This window comes from Methylobacterium sp. J-072, from assembly GCF_022829425.1.
Taxonomy (GTDB): Bacteria; Pseudomonadota; Alphaproteobacteria; order Rhizobiales; family Beijerinckiaceae; genus Methylobacterium.
On record NZ_JAKSYK010000028.1, the window covers coordinates 46,680 to 66,058 of the forward strand.

Annotated in this window: 16 protein-coding genes and 1 pseudogene; 8 read left to right on the forward strand and 9 right to left on the reverse strand. The window is 69.2% G+C overall.

What is annotated here, in order from left to right; genetic code table 11:
- The first annotated feature begins 107 nt into the window (after window positions 1-107).
- The gene (locus MKK67_RS02320) at window positions 108-1,055 is read left to right on the forward strand and encodes a dihydrodipicolinate synthase family protein (RefSeq protein ID WP_243961928.1); all 948 of its coding nucleotides are present in this window, start codon (window positions 108-110) and stop codon (window positions 1,053-1,055) included.
- 87 nt (window positions 1,056-1,142) lie between these two features.
- Here MKK67_RS02320 and MKK67_RS02325 read toward each other — a convergent pair whose 3' ends face one another.
- The gene (locus MKK67_RS02325; RefSeq protein WP_243961933.1) at window positions 1,143-3,572 is read right to left on the reverse strand and encodes a membrane-bound PQQ-dependent dehydrogenase, glucose/quinate/shikimate family; all 2,430 of its coding nucleotides are present in this window, start codon (window positions 3,570-3,572) and stop codon (window positions 1,143-1,145) included.
- Between the two features lie 160 nt (window positions 3,573-3,732).
- On the reverse strand, window positions 3,733-4,614 hold the full coding sequence (locus MKK67_RS02330; protein ID WP_243961942.1) for an aminotransferase class IV family protein: 882 nt from the start codon (window positions 4,612-4,614) through the stop codon (window positions 3,733-3,735).
- A 5-nt stretch (window positions 4,615-4,619) separates the two neighbouring features.
- Here MKK67_RS02330 and MKK67_RS02335 point away from each other — a divergent pair, with 5 nt between their 5' ends.
- Complete coding sequence (locus MKK67_RS02335; RefSeq protein ID WP_243961950.1) at window positions 4,620-4,994, forward strand: MerR family transcriptional regulator; 375 nt, start codon at window positions 4,620-4,622, stop codon at window positions 4,992-4,994.
- A gap of 25 nt (window positions 4,995-5,019) precedes the next feature.
- On the opposite strand, the gene MKK67_RS02340 is transcribed toward MKK67_RS02335, so the two are convergent.
- On the reverse strand, window positions 5,020-6,294 hold the full coding sequence (locus MKK67_RS02340) for an efflux RND transporter periplasmic adaptor subunit (RefSeq protein WP_243961952.1): 1,275 nt from the start codon (window positions 6,292-6,294) through the stop codon (window positions 5,020-5,022).
- A 268-nt stretch (window positions 6,295-6,562) separates the two neighbouring features.
- On the opposite strand from MKK67_RS02340, the gene MKK67_RS02345 reads away from it, so the two are divergent.
- From MKK67_RS02345 to purD, 3 genes are all read left to right on the forward strand, one after another.
- The gene (locus MKK67_RS02345; protein ID WP_243961954.1) at window positions 6,563-7,792 is read left to right on the forward strand and encodes an oxalate decarboxylase family bicupin; all 1,230 of its coding nucleotides are present in this window, start codon (window positions 6,563-6,565) and stop codon (window positions 7,790-7,792) included.
- A gap of 136 nt (window positions 7,793-7,928) precedes the next feature.
- The gene (locus tag MKK67_RS02350; RefSeq protein WP_243961958.1) at window positions 7,929-8,237 is read left to right on the forward strand and encodes a hypothetical protein; all 309 of its coding nucleotides are present in this window, start codon (window positions 7,929-7,931) and stop codon (window positions 8,235-8,237) included.
- Window positions 8,238-8,331: 94 nt separating this feature from the next.
- The gene (gene purD, locus MKK67_RS02355) at window positions 8,332-9,609 is read left to right on the forward strand and encodes a phosphoribosylamine--glycine ligase (protein ID WP_243961965.1); all 1,278 of its coding nucleotides are present in this window, start codon (window positions 8,332-8,334) and stop codon (window positions 9,607-9,609) included.
- A 64-nt stretch (window positions 9,610-9,673) separates the two neighbouring features.
- Here purD and ggt read toward each other — a convergent pair whose 3' ends face one another.
- Together ggt and MKK67_RS02365 are read right to left on the reverse strand one after the other, a co-directional pair.
- Window positions 9,674-11,443 (reverse strand): gamma-glutamyltransferase, encoded by a 1,770-nt coding sequence (gene ggt, locus MKK67_RS02360; RefSeq protein WP_243961967.1) that lies wholly within the window; start codon window positions 11,441-11,443, stop codon window positions 9,674-9,676.
- A gap of 582 nt (window positions 11,444-12,025) precedes the next feature.
- Window positions 12,026-13,036, reverse strand: coding sequence for a 1-aminocyclopropane-1-carboxylate deaminase (locus tag MKK67_RS02365; protein WP_243961977.1), 1,011 nt, complete (start codon window positions 13,034-13,036; stop codon window positions 12,026-12,028).
- Between the two features lie 197 nt (window positions 13,037-13,233).
- Between MKK67_RS02365 and MKK67_RS02370 the strand changes: the two genes are divergently transcribed.
- A complete protein-coding gene (locus tag MKK67_RS02370) occupies window positions 13,234-13,698 on the forward strand; it encodes an Lrp/AsnC family transcriptional regulator (protein WP_147941449.1) in 465 nt (154 codons plus the stop codon).
- A gap of 80 nt (window positions 13,699-13,778) precedes the next feature.
- Here the strand turns inward: MKK67_RS02370 and MKK67_RS02375 are convergent, their stop codons facing one another.
- On the reverse strand, window positions 13,779-15,122 hold the full coding sequence (locus MKK67_RS02375) for a replication-associated recombination protein A (RefSeq protein ID WP_243961979.1): 1,344 nt from the start codon (window positions 15,120-15,122) through the stop codon (window positions 13,779-13,781).
- Window positions 15,123-15,375: 253 nt separating this feature from the next.
- Between MKK67_RS02375 and MKK67_RS02380 the strand changes: the two genes are divergently transcribed.
- Window positions 15,376-15,954 (forward strand): restriction endonuclease, encoded by a 579-nt coding sequence (locus MKK67_RS02380; protein ID WP_243961981.1) that lies wholly within the window; start codon window positions 15,376-15,378, stop codon window positions 15,952-15,954.
- A complete protein-coding gene (locus tag MKK67_RS02385) occupies window positions 15,954-16,502 on the forward strand; it encodes a hypothetical protein (protein ID WP_243961983.1) in 549 nt (182 codons plus the stop codon). Before MKK67_RS02380 ends, MKK67_RS02385 begins: the two co-directional genes overlap by 1 nt.
- 92 nt (window positions 16,503-16,594) lie before the next feature.
- Here the strand turns inward: MKK67_RS02385 and MKK67_RS02390 are convergent, their stop codons facing one another.
- From MKK67_RS02390 to MKK67_RS32750, 3 genes and pseudogenes are all read right to left on the reverse strand, one after another.
- Window positions 16,595-18,052 (reverse strand): Do family serine endopeptidase, encoded by a 1,458-nt coding sequence (locus MKK67_RS02390; protein WP_243961991.1) that lies wholly within the window; start codon window positions 18,050-18,052, stop codon window positions 16,595-16,597.
- Between the two features lie 124 nt (window positions 18,053-18,176).
- Window positions 18,177-18,668 (reverse strand): MucR family transcriptional regulator, encoded by a 492-nt coding sequence (locus MKK67_RS02395; RefSeq protein ID WP_243961993.1) that lies wholly within the window; start codon window positions 18,666-18,668, stop codon window positions 18,177-18,179.
- A gap of 534 nt (window positions 18,669-19,202) precedes the next feature.
- A pseudogene (locus MKK67_RS32750) lies at window positions 19,203-19,379 on the reverse strand (Asp-tRNA(Asn)/Glu-tRNA(Gln) amidotransferase subunit GatA); the annotation flags it as partial.

Genomic DNA, 19,379 nt, shown 5'->3' on the forward strand with positions numbered 1-19,379 from the left:
TTTTGGCAAAGCCGGCGACCACCTTTCGGATGGATGCCCTATGATCCCCGCCCGCGCGGCCGCCCCCTCGGCTGCCCCCTTGCCGCGCGACGGAGGACAGGACCGGCATGCCCCTCACCAGCGATCTCCGCGGCGTCGTGCCGATCGCCCCGACGCCGTTCCACCCGGACGGCCGGATCGACGCGGTCTCCCTCGACCGGATGACCGATTTTTTTGGAGCTTCGGGGGTCGATGGCTTGACCATCCTCGGCCAGCTCGGCGAGGCCGGCAAGCTCGACCATGAAGAAGGGCTCGCCGTCGCGAAGCAGGTCCTCGGGCGCACCCGGCTGCCGGTGATCGTGGGCGTCACGGCGCCGGGCTTCGCGGCCATGCGGGCGCTGGCCCGCGAGGTGATGGCGATGGGTGCGGCCGGCGTGATGATCGCGCCGCCGAACACCCTGCGCACCGACGATCAGGTGGTCGGCTATTACCGCAACGCCGTCGAGGCGATCGGGCCGGACGTGCCCTTCGTCCTGCAGGATTACCCCCTCACCTTCTCGGTCCAGATGACCCCGGGCGTGATCCGCCGGATCGTGTCCGAGAACCCCTCCTGCGTGATGCTCAAGCACGAGGACTGGCCGGGGCTGGAGAAGATCTCGATCCTACGCGGCTTGGAGGCCGACGGCTCGATGCGCCACATCAGCATCCTGGTCGGCAACGGCGGCCTGTTCCTGGATTTCGAGACCGAGCGTGGCGCCGACGGGGCCAATACCGGCTACGCCTTCCCGGAGATGCTGGTCGACGTGGTCCGCCTCGGCCGGGCCGGCGAGCGCGACGCCGCCCACGACCTGTTCGACGCCCACCTGCCCTATCTGCGCTACGAGCAGCAGCAGGGCCCGCTGGGGCTCGCGGTGCGCAAATACGTGTTCCAGCGCCGGGGGATCTTTGCCTCCGACGCCCAGCGCAAGCCGTCCCAGGCGCTCACCCCGCAGGCCAAGGCCGAGATCGAGTACCTGCTGGCCCGCCTCGCCCGCACGGATGCGCGGGCGAAACTCCTGGATTCACAAGGTCTGTGACCGTGTGCGGGTGCAGGGCGGCGCCCTGCATCATCGGGGCTCCGCCCCGATACCCCGCCAAAGGGCTGAGCCCTTTGGAATCTCCGCTCAGTCGAGCCGGTAGGCGATGACCGAGTCGCCGGGCGTGGTGCCCAGCGAGCCGTGGCCGCCGGCGGCGATCACCACGTATTGCTTGCCGTCCTTGCCCCGGTAGGTCATCGGCGTCGCCTGGCCGCCCGCGGGCAGCTTCATGGTCCAGAGGGTCTCGCCGGTCTGCATGTCGTAGCCGCGGATGAGGTCGTCCAGGGCTGCCCCCGCGAAGGCGACGCCGCCGGCCGTGGTCAGGGTGCCGCCATGGGCCAGCATGCCCATCTCGAACGGGATCGGGAAGGTCACGCCGGCGACCTTCTGCCCGGCCACGGTGCCGTTGCGGTGCTTCCACACGGTGGTGCCGTCCGCGAGGTTCACCCCGACCCGCACGCCCCAGGGCGGCGCGTTGCAGGGCACGCCGAGCGCCGAGCGCATATGGGCGATCGACACCGCGTAGGGGCCGCCGAGATTCTCGTTGCCGGGCTTCGAGTCCGGGTCGGTCGAGAACAGGCGCTTGTTCGGCTCGCCCGTGGGGCGCCGGTACAGCTGGTAGATGTAGGGCAGGTATTGCGGCGTCGCGATCATCCAGTGGTTGACCGGATCGACGGCCACGGAGCCCCAGTTGAACACCCCGATATTGCCCGGCCACACGATCGAGCCCCCCGAGGCCTGCGGCGGCGTGAACGGGTTGCCGTCGTAGCGGTTCGACCGGAACGTGATCCGGCACTGGATCTGGTCGAACGGCGTCGTGCCCCACATGGCGGCCTCGGTCAGCGGCGCCGGGGTGAAGCGGAGCGCCGACATCGGCTGGGTCGGCGAGAGCGTCTCGCCCGGGATGTCGGTCTCGGTGGAGACCTTCACCGGCTCCACCGGCACGATCGGCTCGCCCGTGCGGCGATCCAGGACCCAGACGTTGCCGATCTTGGTCGGGATCAGGATCGCCGGCACCGCGGCGCCCTTGTGCGGCAGGGTCAGCAGCACCGGCTGGGACGGGTTGTCCCGGTCCCAGAGGTCGTGCGACGCGGTCTGGAACTTCCAGATCAGCCGGCCGGTCTTCAGGTCGAGGGCCGCCAGGGCGTCGATGAAGGCCTCGTCGTCCTTGGAGCGCGACACGCCGACCTGGTCGGGGGACCGGTTGCCGAACGGCACGTAGACCTGGCCCAAGCCTTCGTCGGCCGCGAGCTGGGTCCAGGCCACCGCCGAGTTCGGCTCGTAGAGTTCACCCGCCTTGAGCGGCGCGGTGTCATCGGGCTTGCCGGCGTCGAACTTCCACACGATCGCGCCGGTGCGCACGTCGTAGGCGCGGATCGCCCCCGACGGGTTGGTCTCGTAGTAATTGTCGGCGATGGCGCTGCCGAGGATCACGAGGTCCCGGGTCACCAGCGGCGCCGAGGTCTCCTGGTAGGTCGCCCGCTGCAGGCCGGGCATCTGCGCCTTCAGATCGACCGCGCCGTCGGTGCCGAAGCTCTTGCAGGGCGTGCCGGTATCGGCGTTCAGGGCGTAGAGCTTGGCGTCCACCGAGGCCGCGATGATCCGGCGCGGGCATTCGGCGATGGCCGCCGCGACCGCCTGGGCGGTAGCCGGATCGGTCTCGGCCGGTGGCACGAAGCCGGTCGAGTCGTTGTAGGACACGCCGCGGCAGGTCTGGTGCTGGTACTGGGCGTCCCGCTGCATCTTGGGGTCGAAGGACCAGGCCAGCTTGCCGGTCTCGGGCTCCAGCGCCTGGACGATGCTGTGCGGGGTACAGACATACAGCAGCCCGTTCACCTTAATGGGCGTCGCCTCGAAGGTGTATTCCTTCGAATCCTTGGCATCGCCCTCGCGCAGGTCGCCGGTATGGTGCTCCCAGGCCACCTTGAGGCCGCGGACGTTGCCGGTGTCGATGTCCTTCAGCGCCGAGTAGCGCTGGCCGAGATTGGTGCCGCCATACGCGACCCAGTCGTCCGCCGGATAGGCGACGCCACTCGGATCGACCGCCGCGTTCCCGGCCTGCGCGACCTTCGGCAGGCTGCCCTTCGTCTCCACCAGATCGACGAACCACGCCGCGACGCCCAGGATCGCCAGGAGCGCCACGACGGCGCGCAGCGCCAGCGGCCCGTTCCGCAGGCCCGGCGCCCAGGGGCTTTTCGGCGCGTTCCGCAGGCCTCCGGGCACGAACGGCAGGGACAGAAGCAGGCCGAGGAACAGGATCAGCGCGCCGCGCGGGATCCACTGCCACTTGTCGAACCCGACCTCCTGGATCGTCCAGGCGAAGGCGGCCGCGAGGGTGAGGGCGTAGAGCCAGAAGCCGCTCTGGCGCCGCCGGGCGAGCTGGATCCCGGCGGCGAGCAGGCCGAGACCGATCACCGCGTAGAACGACGATCCGCCGACCGCCGCAAGCTTGTATCCGAAGCCGATCAGGGATAAGCCCAGTATTGCAGTCAGCAAGCCCAGAATTTTGACTGCCATGGTTCTAGAATCCGCTCTCGTGATCCGGATGATGATGATTGATCTTCGGGGGCACCGGGCGGAATACGCGCGCGGAACCCCCGAGTCGCGCGGCTTATCTTCGCTGTAGCTGGCCCCAAGCTGTGCAGTGCACCATGGCTGCCAGGCTCGGATCGCAGGCTCAGATCGGAAGCAGGGCCTCTGACCGATAGGCACGATGCAGCGTTGCGACGAGCGTATCGGATTGCGGGAACGTCGCCGCGCCGATCGCGCTCACCGCGACAGCGGGCGTCCAGGAGTTCATCACGACGCAACCGGTCAGGGATCCCAGAGCATCCACCCGAACCGGGGCGCTACGCTGGACGATCCCCAGCCCGGAGAGCTGCCGTCGCAGGATGCCCATCGTGATGCCGGGCAGCAGGTCCGCCTCCGGCCAGATCACGGCCTCGCCGTCCCAAAAGGCCAGGTTCCAGATCGTCGCCTCGCTGATCCGGCCCGTGCGGTCGACGAACAGCGCGTCGTCGTAGCCCTGCGTCACGGCCTCGCGGAGGAAGTAGGTTTTTGCGGATTCGCCGACATGCTTGATCCCGGGACGCCAGCGCTCGTGCGCGACCGCGGCCAGCCGCAGGGGCCCGGCGGGTCCGTCCGAGGGCGGCCCCGTCCGGACCAGGATACTCGGATCGGAAGGGTCGCTGACGGGCGTGAACTCGCCGCGGCGCGAGAACAGGGTGGCCGTCAGCGACATCGCCGCCGGCCCATGCGCGACGGCACCGCGAATCGACTGCCGCACAGACTCATCCGGCATCGCACGGCCGAACAGGGCCAGGGACGCCGATCGCAGGCGGTCCAGATGCAGGTCGAAGCCCCGGACCCGGCCGTCACGCACCTGCAGGGCGGTGAAATGGGCAAAGCCCGCGCATGCGAGCGGGGCCAGGTCGGACGCCTCCGCGATCCGATCGTCGATCAGCGTGTGGAATTGGGGGGGCTCGTGCATGGGCTTGCTCCCGCGTGCTTCACGTCGGCGAGCCCTGGCCATAGACCGTGACAGCGCTGTCAGGGTCAAGGGCGATGCGGATCGGCGAGCTGTCACGAAAGTCGGGCGTCAGCATCCGCATGCTGCGCTTCTACGAGGCGCACGGCCTCCTGACGCCGAGCCGGACGGCCTCCGGCTACCGGGATTACGGTCCGGACGAGGAGGAGGCCGTCATCCGGATCACCCTGCTTCGGGCCGCCGGCATGACGCTGCCGGTCATCCGCGACTTCCTCCCCTGCGCGCTGGAGGCGCGCGGAGCGTTCGAGCCATGCGACGCATTGCGGATGACGGTGCGCCGCCAGATCGGGCGCGTCGATGACCGGATCGACAGCCTGAAGCGGAGCCGGGCGGCGTTGGAGGCGATCCTCGTCCAGCTCACGCTGCCGGAGACCCGGGCGCCGGCCTCATGACGGCCGCCTCTCATGGCCCGGCCTCTCACGTCCCGGCCTTGCCCTCCGGCCGCAGGGCGACCGGGTCGCCGTCGCGCAGGGAGGCCGGCGGCCCGACTACGACCTGCTCGCCGCCGTCGAGGCCCGTGCGCAGCTCCAGCACGGTCCCGGTCTGGCGGAAGATCGTGACCGGGCGCATCCGCACCACCTGGCTGCCGTCCTGGCCCGCCTCCACCACCGCCACCCGGGTCCCGGCCTGGTCGAAGATCAGGGCATCGTTCGGCACCGACACGGCGGGGGAGACCCGCGGGATCGCCAGCGTCAGGGTGATGTAGAGGCCGGCCTGCAGGGCGCCGTCCGGGTTGGGGATGTCGACCTGCGTCACCAGGGTGCGCGAGGCGTAGAGCAGCGTGGACGACGAGCGCGAGACCCGGCCGGGAAAGACCTTTCCAGGGAGCTGGGCCACCTCGGCCTTGGCCTCCAGGCCGTCGCGGACACCGTCGGCCGCGTAGAGCGGCACGTTCACGGCCATGCGCAGCACGTCGTCCCGGGCCAGGGTCAGCAGCGGCAGGCCGGTATTGGTGTCCGCCGTGACCGCGTCGCCGACATCGTTGTTGCGGGTGGTCACGACCCCGTCGAAGGGCGCGCGGATCTGCTCGAACCCGGTCAGGACCTTGAGCCGGGCGACCTGCGCCTCCTGGGCGGCGATGTTGGCCTCCGCGACCTTCACGGCCGCCTTCACGGCGTCGACGTTGGCGGTCTGGGCCAGCACCCCAGCCTGCGAGGTGTCGGCGTTCTGCCGGGTCTCGGCGCCGCTGCCGGCCAGCGTCGAGGTCCGGCGGTTGGTCACGTCCGCCAGGTGGCGGTTGGCCTCGGCCTGATCGACCATGGCGCGGGCCTGGATCAGCGCCGCCTGCAATTGCAGGATCTGCGACTGTGCCTGGACGAGCTGCTGGTCGAGGTCCGGGGCGCTGATCCGGAACAGCAGGTCGCCCTTCTTCACATGCGTGCCGATATCGACCTTGCGCTCGACGATGTAGCCGGTGGCCCGGGGATAGAGGCTCGCCGTGTCGAAGGCCTGGGTGGTGCCGGTCTGGGTCAGGCTGAGGGTGTCGGAGGCCCGCTGGGCCTTGGCGACCCGCACGGTCTGCGGTTTCTTGGCGGCCGCCTGAGACGGCGGGCTCGCCGCCCGGGACGGGTCCGGCCAGTGGCGGTAGCCGAGGAGGCCGAGGCCCGCCAGCGCCAGCAGGCCGACCCACAGGCGGCCGCTTCGTGCGGGGCCGCCGGCCTCGCCCGCCGCTGAACTGTCCCGGTCCGCCATCCTGGTCCTCGGGTCGCGCTGCGCGTCCTGCGTCACGCCGGCGACCCACCCTGTGGCCGGCCGAGACGCATCCGATCATGTATTCAATTCATAGACCACGCCCGGGGTCCGGGCGAGATGCCGCAGCGCACGATCATGTGCTGGATCCTCCGGTAACCCGGCCGGTTACCCCCGCGACGGGACTGGATTCCGGCCCCTGTTCCCATGCGCGCGCCGACGCCGGAACACGCTCCGCTTCGACGGCGCGCGCTCAACAGACCGAGACGCGATGACCGAGATTTCCAGGCGTTCCATGATCGCCGCGGCCGGCGGCGCGATGATGGCGTCCCCCGCCCTGGCGCAGACCGCCGCCCCTCTAGCCGCCCCCCTGCCCCAGCGCGGCTCGAAGGGCGCCGACATCCTGGGCCCGACCAACGATCCCCGGGCCGCCGAGGAGCCGTTCACCCAGGCGCCGCCGGCCACCGACCACGGCACGATGCCGAACCTGAAATGGTCGTTCAGCGACAGCCACATGCGGCTCGAGGAAGGCGGCTGGGCGCGCCAGACCACGGTGCGCGAGCTGCCGATCTCCAAGGCCATGGCCGGGGTCAACATGCGGCTCAAGGCCGGCGTCGTCCGCGAGATGCACTGGCACAAGGAAGCCGAGTGGTCCTACATGATCAAGGGCAAGGCCCGGATCACCGCGGTCGACCAGGACGGGCGCACCTTCGCGGACGATGTCGGCGAGGGCGACCTCTGGTACTTCCCGGGCGGCATCCCGCACTCGATCCAGGGGCTTTCCGCCGACGGCATCGACGGCTGCGAGTTCCTGCTGGTGTTCGACGACGGCGGCTTCTCGGAGGATTCGACCTTCCTGCTGACCGACTGGCTGGCGCACACGCCGCGGGACATCCTGGCCAAGAATCTCGGGGTGCCCGAGGGCGCGCTGGCCAAGATCCCCGAGAAGGAGCTCTACATCTTCCCCGGGCCGACGCCCGGCCCGCTCGCGGCCGACCTCATGGGCGGCGCCGGCCAGATCCCAAAGACCTTCAGCCACCGGATGCTGGCGCAGGAGCCGATCCGCACCAAGAGTGGGCGCGTGCGGATCACCGATTCCACGGTGTTCCCGGCCTCGGCGACGATCGCGGCGGCACTGGTCGAGGTCGAGCCCGGGGGGATGCGCGAGCTGCACTGGCACCCCAACGGCGACGAGTGGCAGTACTACCTCTCGGGCAAGGGCCGGATGACGGTGTTCGGCTCGGAATCGAAGGCCCGCACCTTCGACTACCAGGCCGGCGACGTCGGCTACGTGCCCTACGCCATGGGCCACTACATCGAGAATACCGGCGACACGACGCTGACCTTCCTGGAGATGTTCAAGAGCCCGCGCTACGCCGACATCTCGCTCAACCAGTGGCTGGCGCTGACCCCGCATCCCCTGGTGCAGGCCCATACCGGGCTCGATCCCAGGCAGATCGACGCCCTGAGCCAGACCAAGGCGCCGGTCGTGCCGGGTTGACGCGGCCGAAGCGTTCGCCGACGAAGTGGATGCCGGTTCGGCGTCAGCGAGCGCGTCACCATACCGCTTGGAACTTGATCAAGCCTCGATGCGTCGATGTGATGGACAGTATTCGGACTTGATCACGGAGAGACAGATGCGCGCCCTCGCCCGCGCGTTCCTCGCCCTGGCGCTCGCCCTCCCGGCGGGCGCCGCCTGGGCGCAGGTGCAGCCGAACGACCCGAACGCGGCCAATTCCTCGTTCGCCCTGCAGAGCCAGATCCGCACCCTCAACCAGCAGCGGGTCTCCGACTACAACACGCTGAACCAGCAGTTCCAGCGCAACGTCCAGTACCAGCCCTACGGGCCGTATTACGGCGCCTATGGCGGGCGCCGGGTCGGCCGGCACGGGATCGCGCGGACGCCGCGGGGCGGGCTCAACACCAGCGTGTGCATCGGCTGCTGACAGTCACGGGTCCGGGCATAGCGGGGACAGCCCGAAAAAAACCTTTTCCCGTCCGCACGCTTGGCCCAGAAGCTGGGCCCATGGTGGCGCGCGCATGAACATTCTGCTGATCGGCTCGGGGGGACGCGAGCACGCGCTGGCCTGGCGCCTGGCCAAGAGCCCGCTCTGTACCCGCCTGTTCACGGCGCCGGGCAATCCCGGCACCGCCCGGCACGGCACCAACCTGCCGGACCTCACGATCACCGACCATGCCGCGGTGGCGGCCTTCTGCGCCGCCGAGTCCATCGGCCTCGTGGTGGTCGGCCCCGAGGCGCCGCTGGTCGCCGGGCTGGTCGACGACCTGAAGATCGCCGGGATCCGCACCTTCGGGCCGACCCGCGACGCGGCCCGGCTCGAGGGCTCCAAGGGCTTCACCAAGGATCTCTGCGCCGCCTGCGGCATCCCCACCGCCGCCTTCGCGCGCTTCACCGCCCTGGAGCCGGCCCTCGCCTATGTCCGCCGGCAGGGCGCCCCGATCGTCGTGAAGGCCGACGGGCTCGCCGCCGGCAAGGGCGTCACCGTCGCCGAGACTCTGGACCAAGCCGAAGATGCCCTGGCGTCGCTCTTCGAAGAGCCCGGCGCCGAGGTGGTGGTCGAGGAGTGTCTCTTCGGCGAGGAGGCGAGTTTCTTCGCGTTGTGCGACGGCACCCGCGCCATCCCGCTCGGCACCGCGCAGGACCACAAGCGGGTCTTCGACGGCGACCGCGGCCCCAACACCGGCGGCATGGGCGCCTATTCCCCGGCCCGGGTGGTGACCCCGGAGATCGAGGCCCGGGTCATGGCCGAGATCATCATGCCGACGCTTGCCGGGATGCGGGCGCGCGGCTGCCCGTTCACGGGCATTCTCTACGCCGGCCTGATGCTCACCGCGGACGGCCCCAAGCTGATCGAGTACAACACCCGCTTCGGCGATCCCGAGGCGCAGGTGCTGATGCCGCGCCTCGCCTCCGACCTCGTGCCGGCTTTGCTCTCGGCCAGCGAGGGCGACCTCTCCGGGATCACCCTCGAATTCGACACCCACCGGGCCGCCCTCACCGTGGTGATGGCGGCGGCCGGCTATCCGGGCGCCGTGGTGCGGGGCTCGGTGATCCGGGGCGTCGAGGCGGCCGAGGGTGAGGGCGTGTTCGTGTTCCAGGCCGGGACCCGGGCCGAGGGCGGGCAGCTCCTGGCCGAGGGCGGCCGGGTGCTGGCGGTCACGGCGCTGGGCGACAGCGTCACCGACGCCCAGGACCGCGCCTACGCGGCGGTGGCCCGGATCGACTGGCCGGAGGGCTTCTGCCGCCGGGACATCGGCTTCCGCGAAGTCGCCCGGGAAGCCGCCGAACGGGGCTGAAATCCTGGTGTCTCAGGGGCTCCGCCCCTGAACCCCGCCAAAGGGCTTGCCCTTTGGGAACCCCTTACTCGCCGATGGCTGCACCGGCCGGACGGCGGTTGTCGTTGGCGCCGTAGAGCAGGCCCGGACGCATCCGCTCGGTGCGCGTCGCGTCGTTGCCCGAGGAGGGCGCGTCGGCGGCATCCGGCACGGCGGCGCGGATTGCGATCAGCTCCTGCGCGCCCCAGGGTTTCTGCTCGACGATCGTGTGGCCCATGCCCCGCAGGATCGCTTGCGTGTCCGCCGAGAGCGCGAAGGGCTCGGCATAGACCGTATCGGGCAGCCACTGGTGATGGATGCGCGGGGCATCCACCGCCTCCTGCGGCTCCATGCCGAAATCCAGCGCGTTGATGAGCGTCTGGGCGTTGATCGTGATGATCCGCGAGCCCCCCGGCGAGCCCGCCACCAGGGCAACCTTGCCGTCGCGCAGCACGATGGTCGGCGCCATCGACGAGAGCGGCCGCTTGCCCGGCGCGATCGCGTTCCGGGTGCCCTGGACGAGGCCGAACAGGTTCGGCACCCCGGGCTTGACGGTAAAATCGTCCATCTCGTCATTGAGGAAGAACCCGGTCTCCCCCGCCATCACCCCGGCGCCGAAATAGCCGTTGATCGTGTAGGTGAGCGAGACCGCATTGCCGGCCTTGTCCATCACCGAGATGTGGGTGGTCTCGGGCTTCTCCTGCGGGAGGCTTTCGGGGGCCGGGCGGATCTCCGCCGACGGGGTCGCCCGGTCCGGCCGGATCGTGGCCCGGAGTTGTTCCGCGTAGGCCCGCGACAGCAGCTGCGCCACCGGGTTGGGACCGAAATCCGGGTCGCCCAGCAGGATGTTGCGATCGGCATAGGCGCGCCGCATCGCCTCGACCATCAGGTGCACGGTCCGGGCGGAATTGAACCCCGCCGCCCGCAGGTCGTAACCGTCGAGGATGGTGAGGATCTCGCACAAAGTCGTGCCGCCGGACGAGGGCGGGGGCGCCGACAGGATGGTGGCGCCCCGGTAGCGGCAGGTCAGCGGCTCGGATTCGGTCACCGTGTAGGCGGCGAAGTCGGACGCCGTCAGCAGCCCGCCCCCGGCCCGGGACGCCGCCTCGACCTGGCGGGGAATCTCGCCCTTATAGAACGCGTCCGAGCCGCCCTCGGCGATGGCCTGGAGGGTGCGGGCGAGGCCGGCCTGGACCATCCGGTCGCCGGGCCGCCAGGAACTGCCGTCCGGGCGCAGGAACACCCGCGCGACGTTGGCCTGCCCGGCGAACAGCTTGACGCCGAAATCCAGGATGTCGGTGTCGCCCCGGGTGAGCAGGAAGCCGTCCCGGGCGAGCGCGACCGCCGGAGCCATCACCCGGGCCAGCGGCAGGGTTCCGTATTCCGCGAGCGCGGTGTTCAGGCCGAGCACGGTGCCGGGCACGCCCGCCGCCTTCCAGCCGCGCAGGCTCGCGCCCTTCACGACATTGCCGGCGGCGTCGAGATACATGTCGCGGCTGGCCGCCCCGGGGGCTTTCTCGCGGAAATTGATGAAGCGGCTCGTCCCATCGGCCCGGTGCAGGACCAGGAAGCCGCCGCCGCCGAGATTGCCGCAGCACGGGTTCACCACCGCCTCGGCATAGGCCACCGCCACCGCGGCATCGATGGCGTTGCCGCCCGCCTTCAGGATGTCGGCGCCCACCTGCGAGGCCAGGCGCTGGGACGACACCACCATGCCGTTCTCGGCCTCCACGGCCGGTCCCGAGGCGGCCCGCGCCCCGGGGCCCCCGAGGGCGACGAGAAGCCCGAGGAACAGCGCGCGTGCCGGTGCGATCATCCAGGCTCTCTTCGATCCGGGTCCGGCGCTGCCATATAGGGGGCCGCACGCCAGAGTCGCGGCTCCCGACGATAGCCTCATTCTGAGAGGGTGTGGGTCTTTCGGTTCTCCGCTCGCGACAGACGCTGCGGCGCTCCTCGGAAGGTCCATCCCGGCACAGGAGCCTGGCTTGCGAGCCGAGGCGGGACGTTCCCCGAAGATTTGCGGTCGAGGTCGATGACGGAGCGCGACACGCCCCCTCTCCCGTGCGGGAGAGGGTTGGGGTGAGGGATCAGGTCTGTCCGGAGAGGTCGCACCCCTCACCCTGTCCCTCTCCCGCACGGGAGAGGGGACCCGCGCCGTGTCCTTCGTCGCCGGCCCGTCCGGGGCCGCCCGGGTATTCGGCTCATGAGGATGTCGAAGGGTGACCGATCGACAGACTCTCAGCCTCTAAGGTGGCGCAGCGGAGCGGAGCCCTCGAAGGAGCCCTCCAGCGAGCCACACGCGTTCTGGAGGGCTCCTTCGAGGCCCGGCGATCTTCGATCGCCGGGCGCCTCAGGATGAGGGGGTTGATGGGAGAGGCGGTTCGGCGGCTGACCGGCCTCAGCCGTTGCGGAACGTGTAGCTGTAGCCGTTCAGCGCCGGCGCGCCGCCGAGATGGGCGTAGAGCACCTTCGCGCCCTTCGGGAAGAAACCCTTCTTCACGAGGTCGATCATGCCCTGCATGGATTTGCCCTCGTAGACCGGGTCGGTGATCATCCCCTCGAGCCGGGCCGAGAGCCGGATCGCCTCCACGGTCTCCTTCGAGGGCACGCCATAGACCGGGTAGGCATAATCCTCGTTGAGCACGACGTCGTCGGCGACGATGTCGCCTGCGCCGACCAGGGCGGCGGTGTTCTGGGCGATGTCGAGGACCTGGGCCTTGGTCTGGGCCGGGGTGCAGGAGGCGTCGATGCCGATGACGTTGCGGGCGCGCCCGTCGGCGGAGAAGCCGACCAGCATGCCGGCATGGGTCGAGCCGGTGACGGTGCAGACCACCACGTAGTCGAAGCGCAGGCCCATCTCGGCCTCCTGCCGGCGCACCTCCTCGGCGAAGCCGACATAGCCGAGCCCACCGTACTTGTGCACCGAGGCGCCGGCCGGGATCGCGTAGGGCTTGCCGCCCTCGGCCTCGACCTCGGCGAGCGCACGCTTCCAGCTGTCGCGGATGCCGATGTCGAATCCGTCATCCACGAGCTGCGTCTGCGCACCCATGATCCGCGACAGGAGGATGTTGCCGACCCGGTCGTAGACGGCATCCTCGTGCGGCACCCAGGCTTCCTGGATCAGCCGGCACTTCATGCCGATCTTGGCCGCCACCGCCGCGACCATGCGGGTGTGGTTCGACTGCACGCCGCCGATCGAGACCAGGGTGTCGGCGCCGCTCTTGATCGCGTCCGGCACGATGTATTCGAGCTTGCGCAGCTTGTTGCCGCCATAGGCCAGGCCCGAATTGCAATCCTCGCGCTTGGCGTAGATCTCGACTTCGCCCCCCAGATGGGCCGAGAGCCGCTTGAGCGGCTCGATCGGCGTCGGGCCGAAGGTCAGGGGGTAGCGCTCGAAGTCTTGCAGCATCGGGTCTCTCCGGGTCTTCCGGCCGCCGGGATTGTTTTCCATCCGGCGCGGCCGCCTTCGGGTTACGGCAGAAAACTAACCCGGATCGCCTGAAAGGTGCTCTCGATCTTAGCCTACCGATGGCCGCTTGCTTGCATTGATCGCGGTGAGTGACGAGAATTCGTCCGGAAAATCCCAAAAAGATGAAAGAAACTGCCATGTCCGCAGGGCTCGACCGGATCGACCTCAAAATCCTGCGCCTGCTGCAGGCGGACGGGCGCATGGCCAATGCCGAGATCGCCGAACGCTCGGGCACCAGCGCGGCGACCTGCCATCGCCGGATCCAGCGGCTGTTCACGGACGGCTTCGTGCGGGCGGTCCGGGCGCTGGTCGATCCGGCCCGGGTCGGCCGGGGCACCCTGGTCTTCGTCGGCGTCGTGCTCGACCGCTCGACGCCGGAGAGCTTTTCGGAGTTCGAGGCCGCGGTCCGAGCGATCCCCGTGCTGCTCGACTGCCACCTCGTGGCCGGCGACTTCGACTACATCCTGAAGATCCGCGTCTCCGACATGGCCGACTTCAACCGCCTCCACAGCGCCACGCTGATCGGCCTGCCGGGGGTGCGCCAGACCCGCACCTTCTTCGTGATGAAGGAGGTGATCGACAACGCGCCGCTGGACCTGTGAGGTCGACGCGACCGCATCAGGGCGCTGCCCTGATCACCCGCCAAAGGGCTGAGCCCTTTGGAAACCCATGACGGGCCGCCCTACCCCTCCCCGCGCCGCTCCTTGCGCAGGGCCTCCCAGCGGGCGAGGCGCTCGGCCAGGCGGGTCTCGTAGCCGCGCTCCGTGGGCGCGTAGAGGTGCTGGCGCCCGATGGCGTCGGGCCAGTAATCCTGGCCCGAGAAGGCGTCGGGCTCGTCGTGGTCGTAGCGGTAGCCCTCGCCGTAGCCGATCCGCTTCATCAGCTTGGTCGGCGCGTTGAGGATGGTGCGCGGCGGCGCCAGCGAGCCGGCCTCCTTGGCGAGCCGCGTCGCGGCCTTGTAGGCGGTGTAGACCGCGTTCGATTTCGGCGCGCAGGCCAGGTAGATCGCGGCCTGCGCCAGAGCGAGCTCGCCCTCGGGGCTGCCGAGGAAGTCGAACGCGTCCTTGGCGGCGTTGGCCACCACCAGGGCCTGCGGGTCGGCGAGCCCGATATCCTCCACCGCCATCCGGACCAGCCGGCGGGCGATGAACAGCCGGTCCTCGCCGGCATCGAGCATCCGGCACAGATAGTAGAGCGCCGCGTCCGGATCCGAGCCGCGCACGGTCTTATGCAGGGCCGAGATCAGGTTGTAATGGCCCTCCTGGGCCTTGTCGTAGATCGGCGCCCGCCGTTGCACGATCTCCTGCAACGCCTCGGCGTCGAGGGTCTCCCCCGGGCCGGCCGAGCGCCAGACCTCCTCGGCGAGCGTCAGCGCCGCGCGGCCGTCACCGTCGGCCATGCGGACCAGCACGCCTCGCGCCTCCTCGGTGAGCGGCAGGGCCTGCCCGGTCAGCGCCTCGGCTCGGACCAGCAGCCGCGCGATCGCGCCCGGGTCCAGCGCCCGGAACAGCAGCACCCGGGCCCGCGACAGCAGGGCGGCGTTGAGCTCGAAGGACGGATTCTCCGTGGTGGCGCCCACCAGCGTGACGGTGCCGTCCTCCATCACCGGCAGGAAGGCGTCGAGCTGCGCCCGGTTGAACCGGTGGATCTCGTCGACGAACAGCAGGGTCGCCTGCCCGGTCGCCCGGCGCTTGCGGGCGGCCTCGAACACCTTGCGCAGGTCGGGCACGCCCGAGAAGATCGCCGAGATCTGCTCGAAATGCAGGTCGGTGCCCTGGGCCAGGAGCCGCGCCACCGTGGTCTTGCCGGTGCCGGGCGGCCCCCAGAAGATCAGCGAGCCGAGGCTTTTTCCGCGCAGCAGGCGGGTGAGCGCCCCGCCCTCCCCGGTCAGGTGCTCCTGGCCGACGACCTCAGCCAGGGTTTGGGGGCGTAGCCGGTCCGCGAGCGGGCGACCGGCCTCCGCGACGGGGGCGTGGCCGGAATCCGAGGCCGAAGGGGGCTCGGCGGAGGCGAACAGATCGGACATCGCCGCATGAAGACCGGGTCGATGCGCAGCGGCAAGATTTTTCGGTTCACGCGCGTGCCGGATATCCCCAGGGATCGGCCTGAGGATCTGTGGCGCTCAGCTTGCCCATCCCGATCGGTCGGCGAAAATTCGGGCCAACGCGCAAGATCACCACACGTCGCGCGCTGACCAGGATGCATCAGGAAGCTCAAGGCGCTTGCTCGATCCAGCCGAATCGGCCGAGATTTATGCTGATCTCGGGTGAGCTTTGAAGATGAGGCGCAAACCATCCGTCAGGAAGCGATCGGCAAGCGACGATGTTTCGAAAATCAGCGCCTGCGGATGGACCGAGCTGTCATCGCTCTGGGACAAGGTCGGTGGTCAGCCGAGAAGACGGATCGCGGGGTGGTCCAGCGGGAAGGCTTTCGAACATCTCATCCTCAGAGCCTTCCAACTGAGTGGCGCGGAGATCATCTGGCCTTATGCGGTCAACCTGCACGGCGCGATCGTGGAGCAGATCGACGGGATGGTGCTGCTCGATGGTATCGCGTGCATGGTGGAGGCCAAGGATCAGCAGGCCAACGTGAATGTCGAGCCGTTGGCGAAGCTGAGAAACCAACTGCTGCGTCGGCCGGCCGGCGTCATCGGATGCGTGTTCAGCAGCAGCGGGTTTACCGATCCCGCCGTCACGCTGGCGCACTATATGGCTCCGCATGCCATCCTCTTATGGCAGGGGCCGGAGATCGGCTTCCTGCTGGAACGGCAGGATTTCGCGGATGCCCTACGGCGGAAGTATCGCGTCCTGATGCAGCACGGAAAGCCCGACTTCGATCCGCGGGCGGGAGTTCTGTGATGACCTCGTACATCGTGACGGAAGGGCCGGCCGACGCGATCGTTCTGCGTGCCTTGCTCCACGAAGCCGGTCGAGAAGACATTCGGGTGCTGGAGGCAGGCGGCAAGTCGTCCGCCGTGTCGCTGGGAACATCGCTTGCCCTAAACGACGACAATCGCGTCGCCATCGTCGTCGACGCGGATACGACCGATCCCGACAGGGTTTTGGAGCAGCAGGATATTTTTCAGGATCTTCAGAGGGATACGTCGGGTGACGAGGCCTGTCGGCTCTTCGTTGCCGTGCCCACCCTTGAGGAGGACTTGTTCAAGGACGTGGAGCACTTCTCATCGGTATTCGACTTGAAACTCGGCGGCGAGCGCGTTGAGAACGGTCGCAAGGACTGGGGGAGCGCCTTGAAGAGGCTGCTGCCGAAGCCGCATGCGCGACCTTCGGAACAGGATGCCATCCCGAAGGTCAGGGCGGATGCGGCGGAACAGGTCATCGACCATCGATTGATCAGGGAGCTGATCTCGTTTCTCCCGATGCCCACGGCTCGTCCCGTTCCGTAGGCCGATCCGCTTCGCCGACGCGCCAGGGCCGCCTTGCTGAGAGCCGCATGCCCCCGGATCGCGTCCCTGGACGTGCCGTTGCGCCGTCCGGCTCAGCCGCCGAACACCGAGGTCATGATCTCGCCGTTGCGGTTGATGACGACCTCCCAGGAATTGAGGGTGTTGCGGGTGACCCGATCCAGGTCCTTGGTGGTCGCCACCGGCACGCCGTTGACCGCCACGATGATGTCGGCCTTCGCCAAGCCGAGGCGGCCGGCGATGGAATTCTCGTCCACCGCCTGCACGGCCACGCCCTCGGCCGGAAAATCGACCTGCAGCTCCTCGGCCACCGCCGGCGAGGTGTTGACCAGGGTCGCCCCCTGGAACGGCGAGCGGGTCTTCACCTTGAGCACGTCGCGCGGGCGCGTCTCCGGGGCGGGGGCGAGCTTGACCGTCACCGTCTGGCGGTTCGTGCCGCGCAGGATCCCGAACCGGGTCTGGCCCTGGACGCCCTTGAGCGCGAAGCGGTAGCCGAACGCCTCCGGGTCGGCCACCTCCTGGTTGTCCACGGTGAGGATCAGGTCGCCGCGCTTCAGCCCGGCCTCGTCCGCTGGGCTCTTGGGCTGCAGGCTCGCCACCAGCACGCCGGTCGGATGGTCGAGGCCCATGCTGTCGGCGATGTCGGGGGTCACGTTCTGGATGCGCGCCCCGAGCCAGGGCCGGCGCACCACGCTCGCCCCCTCGCGGGCCGCGTCGACCACCGCCTTGACCATGCCCACGGGAATCGCGAAGCCGATGCCGTGGCTGCCGCCGGATTGCGAGTAGATCGCCGTGTTGATGCCGACCAGCTGGCCGCGCAGATCGACGAGCGCACCGCCGGAATTGCCCGGATTGATCGCCGCGTCGGTCTGGATGAAATACTGATAGTCCGCCGAGCCGACCTGGGTGCGCGCCAGGGCCGAGACGATGCCCTGGGTCACGGTCTGGCCGACGCCGAACGGGTTGCCGATCGCCATCACGAAGTCGCCGACCTCGAGGGCGTCGGCATCGCCGAACGGCATCGGCACCAGGCCCTTCGGGGCCTCCTTGAGCTTGAGCACCGCCAGGTCGGTGCGGGTGTCGCGCATCACGATCGTCGCCTCGAATTCCCGGCGGTCGGAGAACGCGATGCGCACCTCGTTCATGTTGTCGATGACGTGGTTGTTGGTGATCACGAGCCCGTCGGCATCGACCAGCACGCCGGAGCCGAGCGACCGTTGCGCCCGGTCGCCCCGGGGGCCGCGTCCGCCCTCCGGCTCGCCGAAGAAGCGGCGCATGAATTCTTCCATGGCGCTGGCGCGTGCGGTGGAGCGCTTCTCGACATGCGAGGCGTAGACGTTGACCACCGAGGGCGCGGCCCGCTTCACCACCGGGGCGAAGGAGAGCTGGATGTCGGTCCGGCTCAGGGGGACCGTCTTGGCGGTCCCCTCCTTCGGGGCAGCCGGGGCCTCCGTGCGGGCCATCTGCGCTCCGGCGGGGCCGGCGGCCAGCAGGGTTGCGACGAGGGCGGGCAGGACGAGGCGGGTCAGCATGCAGGGCTCCGGCGGCAGGTCGGCACGCCCTCCGATCGGCGGCGCGCCGTGCGGCCTTACGCTATCGGAGCCGATTGCGGCAGGCCCACGACACCGTCGCCGCAAGCCTGCGCACCTTGACCGGTCAGGCGTCTTCCTTGCGGCGTGCGCCGCGCTTCTTGGCGGGCTGTGGTGCAGGCTCCGGCTCGGGAGCCGGCGGCGCGGCGGATTTCCGCCGCTGCTGGCCGAGACCGAGGGAGCGGGCGAGCTGCGAGCGCTGCTCGGAGTAGCTCTGGGCGGTCATCGGGTAGTCGGGTTCGAGGCCCCACTTGGCGCGATAGGCCTCTGGAGTCAGGCCACGCAGGGTCAGGTGGCGGCGCAGGGTCTTGTAGGGCTTGCCGTCCTCGAACGAGATCAGGAAATCGGGCGTCACGGAACGCCGGATCGCCTGCGCGGTCGGCTTATCGGGGGCCGCGGCGGTTGTGCCGCCGGCGCAGACGCCCTGGATCGCGCCGTGGATGTCGTTGAGGAGCTTCGGCAGATCCGCGCTCTGCACGTGGTTGTTGCTCACATAGGCCGAGACGATCTCGGATGCGAGCGCGACGAAGCGGCTCTTATCACCATCGGGTCGAGTCATGTCGTGTACGCCGCCTTCTTGTCAGGTCGTAACTGGCCAGAACGCAAGCACAACGTCGCGATCCCGCGGGTCGATACAATCGCTTTTCGATGACCCGTCAAGTCTTAAAATCGATGTCGCGATATACAATGGGAAACAATGCAAGAACAGGTATATTCCAGGGTCAACCTCAAGGAAAAAGATCAGCTGCAATCCCGACTGTGCGCAATCGATCTTGATGCGTCCCGCAAGCAGCCGAGCCATTCCCGGCCATGACATGCGACCTCCGGACAACAAGCATGGAATGAAGATTTCTCTCGAATGAAATCAATATTTGCATCTGGGATTGTGACGCGAAGGCCGAACGCCGATACGCCACGGGACACGACCCGGTCGGCTACAGGAAGCGTCTTCGCGCAACCCCAGCGTGCCCAGCGTTCGATGCGGAGAGCGGTATGGCGGCCACGGGCCCTTTTCGACCCCGACCGCCTTGCCTCAGCCCGACAAGGGCACAGCACGGAGGCCAACCACGCGACGGATCCGTAGCGTTGGCTCCGCTCCAAACACGAAAAACCCGGTCCGCGCGAGCGCCTTGACCTCGCGGCCGAAGCCGGCGGCGCGGGTGTTCTCGTACATCCCGGCGATGTCCTTGCCGGGCACGCGCAGGCCGTAGCGGACGCCGTCGTAGCGGGCGAGGTTCGAGGACGCCTCGGCCGGGGCGACGATGTAGTA

Coding starts and splice junctions, on each gene's coding strand:
- MKK67_RS02320 (WP_243961928.1), top strand. CDS start 108: ATGCCCCTCACCAGCGATCTCCGCGGCGTCGTGCCGATCGCCCCGACG.
- MKK67_RS02325 (WP_243961933.1), bottom strand. CDS start 3,572: ATGGCAGTCAAAATTCTGGGCTTGCTGACTGCAATACTGGGCTTATCC.
- MKK67_RS02335 (WP_243961950.1), top strand. CDS start 4,620: ATGCGGATCGGCGAGCTGTCACGAAAGTCGGGCGTCAGCATCCGCATG.
- MKK67_RS02340 (WP_243961952.1), bottom strand. CDS start 6,294: ATGGCGGACCGGGACAGTTCAGCGGCGGGCGAGGCCGGCGGCCCCGCA.
- MKK67_RS02345 (WP_243961954.1), top strand. CDS start 6,563: ATGACCGAGATTTCCAGGCGTTCCATGATCGCCGCGGCCGGCGGCGCG.
- MKK67_RS02350 (WP_243961958.1), top strand. CDS start 7,929: ATGCGCGCCCTCGCCCGCGCGTTCCTCGCCCTGGCGCTCGCCCTCCCG.
- purD (WP_243961965.1), top strand. CDS start 8,332: ATGAACATTCTGCTGATCGGCTCGGGGGGACGCGAGCACGCGCTGGCC.
- ggt (WP_243961967.1), bottom strand. CDS start 11,443: ATGATCGCACCGGCACGCGCGCTGTTCCTCGGGCTTCTCGTCGCCCTC.
- MKK67_RS02365 (WP_243961977.1), bottom strand. CDS start 13,036: ATGCTGCAAGACTTCGAGCGCTACCCCCTGACCTTCGGCCCGACGCCG.
- MKK67_RS02370 (WP_147941449.1), top strand. CDS start 13,234: ATGTCCGCAGGGCTCGACCGGATCGACCTCAAAATCCTGCGCCTGCTG.
- MKK67_RS02375 (WP_243961979.1), bottom strand. CDS start 15,122: ATGTCCGATCTGTTCGCCTCCGCCGAGCCCCCTTCGGCCTCGGATTCC.
- MKK67_RS02380 (WP_243961981.1), top strand. CDS start 15,376: ATGAGGCGCAAACCATCCGTCAGGAAGCGATCGGCAAGCGACGATGTT.
- MKK67_RS02385 (WP_243961983.1), top strand. CDS start 15,954: ATGACCTCGTACATCGTGACGGAAGGGCCGGCCGACGCGATCGTTCTG.
- MKK67_RS02390 (WP_243961991.1), bottom strand. CDS start 18,052: ATGCTGACCCGCCTCGTCCTGCCCGCCCTCGTCGCAACCCTGCTGGCC.
- MKK67_RS02395 (WP_243961993.1), bottom strand. CDS start 18,668: ATGACTCGACCCGATGGTGATAAGAGCCGCTTCGTCGCGCTCGCATCC.